4 protein-coding genes are annotated in these 3,887 nt (G+C 73.8%); 2 read left to right on the plus strand and 2 right to left on the minus strand.

Features of this window, described 5'->3' with window-relative positions:
- A partial coding sequence (locus GT045_RS26660) for a hypothetical protein (protein WP_237538894.1) occupies nt 1-1,021 on the plus strand: 1,021 nt, incomplete at its 5' end.
- Entirely contained in the window at nt 1,018-2,340 is a 1,323-nt protein-coding gene (locus tag GT045_RS26665) for an ABC transporter substrate-binding protein (protein WP_161335718.1), read from the plus strand. The genes GT045_RS26660 and GT045_RS26665, both read left to right, overlap by 4 nt.
- Nucleotides 2,341-2,465: 125 nt before the next feature.
- On the opposite strand, the gene GT045_RS26670 is transcribed toward GT045_RS26665, so the two are convergent.
- Together GT045_RS26670 and GT045_RS26675 are read right to left on the minus strand one after the other, a co-directional pair.
- Nucleotides 2,466-3,257, minus strand: coding sequence for a serine protease (locus GT045_RS26670; RefSeq protein WP_161288953.1), 792 nt, complete (start codon nt 3,255-3,257; stop codon nt 2,466-2,468).
- 243 nt (nt 3,258-3,500) lie between these two features.
- The coding region (locus GT045_RS26675) for a LuxR family transcriptional regulator (protein ID WP_237538895.1) at nt 3,501-3,887 on the minus strand (387 nt) is incomplete at its 5' end.

Genomic DNA, 3,887 nt, shown 5'->3' on the forward strand with positions numbered 1-3,887 from the left:
CGCCCGGCGCCGGCCGGCACACCCGGCCGGGACGCGCGGCCCCGGGTGGTCACCCGGCCCCCTCGGCCGGCTGCTCGCCCGGCTCCCCGGTGCCGGGCGGCGCCCCCCGGCGGGCGACAGCACGACCGCGTACGACCTCGCCGTCCGCCGTCGTCTGCTGCTGGCCCTGTCGGCCCTGCTCACGCTGTCCCTGTTCGTGTCGTACCAGGGCGTGCACGGCGACGCGGACCCGCTGCGCACCTCCAGCGCCCCCGCCGTCCTGTCCCTGGACACCGCGCTGTACGCGCTCGGCCAGGCGCAACGGGACGCCGGCGCGCCGGCCCCCACCAGTGACTTCCAGAAGCAGATCTCGGTCGCCGCGCAGAGTCTGGCCGCCGCCGCGGCCGACGACGTCGGCGCGGCGGCGGACCGGCAGGCCCTGCAGACGGTCGCCGGACTGATCACCGTCTACTCCGTCAAGGTCCAGCAGTCCCAACTCCAGCCCGACGGCAGCGTGCTGCGCGAGGCGTACCTCAGTTACGCCACCAGCATCCTGACGGAGGAGGGCTCCGGGATACAGGCCCGGCTGAAGGCGCTGCAACGGCAGCAGCGCGCCGCGGTGCACCGGCAGACCTCGTTCGGCCCGCTGCTGTGGTGCGCCTGGAGCGCGACCCTGCTGCTCACCCTCGCCCTCGCCGCGGTGTTGCTGGAGACCCAGCGTTTCCTGCGGCACCGCTTCCGGCGCCGCTACAACCGCCGGCTCATCGCCGCGGGGGCCCTGCTGTGCGCGGGCCTCGGCGTCGCGGTGCTGTTCACGGTGTGGACCCACCAGGGCATGGCGGACACCCGTGACCTGCTCGACCGTCCGCTGCCCGGACGGCAGATCCCCGACGCGGGGCGGCACACCGCCTCGTACCTGGCCGGCACCGGTTTCCGCGCGGCAGCGGCGGTGTGGATCCTGATAGGAGGCGTCCTGCTCATGGCACTGGCCGAGACGGGCCTGCGGCGGCACATCGACGACTACCGGTTCAGGCCCCGGTGAGCGCGCGCACCGGCCACGCGCCGGCCGCCCCCGGCCCCCCTTCCGCCCGCCGCCCGGCCCGCACCCTCACCGTGCTGGCGAGCTGCCTGGTCCTCGTGGCGGCGGCCGTCGTGGTGGGCGTCCGCGCCCTCGGGCAGGAGCCGACCGTCACCCTGCTGGCCAACTGGACCGGCCAGGACGAGCGGAACTTCCGCGAGGCGGTCATCGAGCCGTTCGAGCGGAAGTACCGCATCCACGTCGACTACCAGGGCAGCAACGCCGAGAGCCAGGTGCTCGGTGCCGACGTCGAGGCCGGGACACCGCCCGACCTGGTGGTGCTCACCGGCCCCGGCGAGCTCGCCGAGTACGCCCGCCAGAAGCACCTCGTGGCCCTCGACGGCCTGGTCGACCGCGAGGACTTCGGCACGTCCTGGGCCACCCCGCTGGCGGACGGGCACGTGTACTGGTTCCCGCTCAAGGCCGACCTGAAGAGCATCGTCTGGTACCCGGCCGGCGTCGGTGAGCAGCAGCGCCGCCAGGCGGTGCGCGACCCGGCCCGGTGGTGCCTCGGCATGGGCTCCGGCGCCACCAGCGGCTGGCCCGGCACCGACTGGATCGAGGACATCCTGCTCCAGCGGTACGGCCCCGACGTCTACGCGCGCTGGGCACGCGGTGATCTGCCGTGGCGGTCGAAGCAGGTGAAGGGGGCGTGGACCACCTGGGGCGGCCTGGTCGGCGCCGGCGGCGACGAGGACCTGGTCCGCCGGGCCCTGAAGACCCCGTACCAGTCGGCGTCGGAGCCGGTCGCCGCGACCCCACGCGGCTGCCTCCTGGAACACCAGGCGTCGTTCATCCGCAATCAGCCCGCCTGGCAGCGCGCCGACGGCCGCTACGCACCCTCCGCCCAGCTGCTCTTCGGAGCGGGCGCCACCCGCGCCTGGGAGGTCTCCGGCGACCTGGTCGCGCTGCTGCACGACACCCCGCAGGCGAAGAAGCTGATCCGCCACCTGGCCTCGGCCGACGCCCAGCGTGCCTGGACCGCGCGCGAGTCCGGCTTCTCCGTCCACGCGGGCGTGGAGCCCGGCCCCGACGACGCCGGTTCCACCTGGCACGGCTCGCTCGCCCGCGTCCTGCGCGACGAGCGGGCGGTGCACTGCTTCGACGCCTCCGACGCCATGCCGCCCGCGGTGCGCGACGCCTTCGCCGAGGCGGCGATCGAATTCCTCGCCCACCCCGGCCACTTGGACGCCCTGTTGCGCTCCCTGGACACTCTCAGCGGCACGCGGGGCCTGACCTGGCTGCCGTCGGTCTGCGACCGCTCGTCGCCCGGACCGCCCTGACCGCCCCGGCGGTCCGGGGGGCGTTCCGCCGGCCCCGAAATGGATCGGGGGCGTTGCGGGCCGCTCGTGGTGGCTCGCAACGCCCCCTGGCAATCACCCGAGGGGTGCTCGGGAAATCTTCCGGGTCACGAGTTGACCTGTGCGGTCACCAGGTCCGAGAAGGTGGTCAGCCGGGTGTAGACACCCGGGTAACCCGCCTCCGCGCACCCCTCGCCCCAGGAAGTGATCCCTGCCAGGACGCCCCCGATGATCAGGGGACCGCCGCTGTCGCCCTGGCAGGTGTCGACGCCACCGGACGTGTATCCGGCGCAGACCATGTCGGACTGGACGAAGTCCGAACCGTAGGAGGAGCGGCAGCTGGAGTCGGACACGACCGGGACGGTCGCGGTCCGCAGCTGGTTGGAGGAGCTGCCGTTCTCCGAGGTGGTGCCCCAGCCGAGGATCCGGGCCGTGGTGCCGGCCGCGTAGACGCCCGTCTGGGACGAGGTGACGTACTTCGCCGCGGTGTACGGCATCGACGTCGAGAGGGTCAGCACGGCCACGTCGTCGCCGTTCGTGGCGTCCGTGTAGTCCGGGTTGATCCAGATCTTGCTGACCCGGCTCACCGTGCCGTTGGTGCCGTTCAGGTACGTCCGGCCACCGACCACGCGGACGCTGCTCGTGGACTCCCCGACCATGCAGTGGGCGGCGGTCACGACCTTCTTGGGCGCCACCAGGGTGCCGCCGCAGAACTGGTTCTGGGACGCGTCCGTGATCTGCATCATGAACGGGTACGCGGTCGTCGTGGTGGTCGTACCGCCGACGATGGGCTGGGGGGCGGCGCTCGCCGTGGGGGAGGCGAGCAGCGCGGTCGCCGCCGCGGCGGCGGTGGCGACCAGGGTCGCGGCGGTCTTTCTCACACGTCTGGGCCCGAACATGAGTCTCCTCAGTGGGGGTTGCACCGGTGGGGGGTCGCGCGGGTGTGGGGGTTGTGCACGGGCGGGGTCCCCCCTGACCGAGCGCGGTCGGGAGCTCGGGGAAGGGACCGACCCCCGTGTGCCCGGGCGAGCGGCACGCCCTTTACGCTAGGACCCGGAACCCTCGGCTCCCAATGAGGGAACCCCCTAGGGGGTTGGGGTGAGGGAAAACCCTCGGTCCGGCTCAGTTAACAAGAGCCGTGCTCAGTGCGCCCGTCGACCTGCCGCCAATCGGACGATGTCCACCCGAGAGCGGATCCCCAGCTTGCGGTAGACCCGGGTCAGGGTGGCCTCCACCGTCTTCACGCTGATGAACAGCCGGGCCGCGATCTCCCGGTTGGTGGCGCCCTCCATGACCAGCGCGGCGACCTGACGCTCCATCGCGGCGAGCGTGTCCAGGGCGTCCAGCGCCTCCGGCACGGCCGGCACCGGTTCCGGCCCGGGGGCGGTGAGGGCTTCGTCCACTTGGCGCAGCCAGGGCAGCGCCCGGCAGCGGCGGAACAGCCGGGTGGCCTCGTCGACGGCCGCCGAGGTGGTGCCCGCCCAGAGCCGCGGGGCCCCGGCGCCCGCGGCGGGCTCCCGGCCCGGCCC

The sequence above is a fragment of the Streptomyces sp. SID486 genome, assembly GCF_009865385.1.
Taxonomy (GTDB): domain Bacteria; phylum Actinomycetota; class Actinomycetes; order Streptomycetales; family Streptomycetaceae; genus Streptomyces.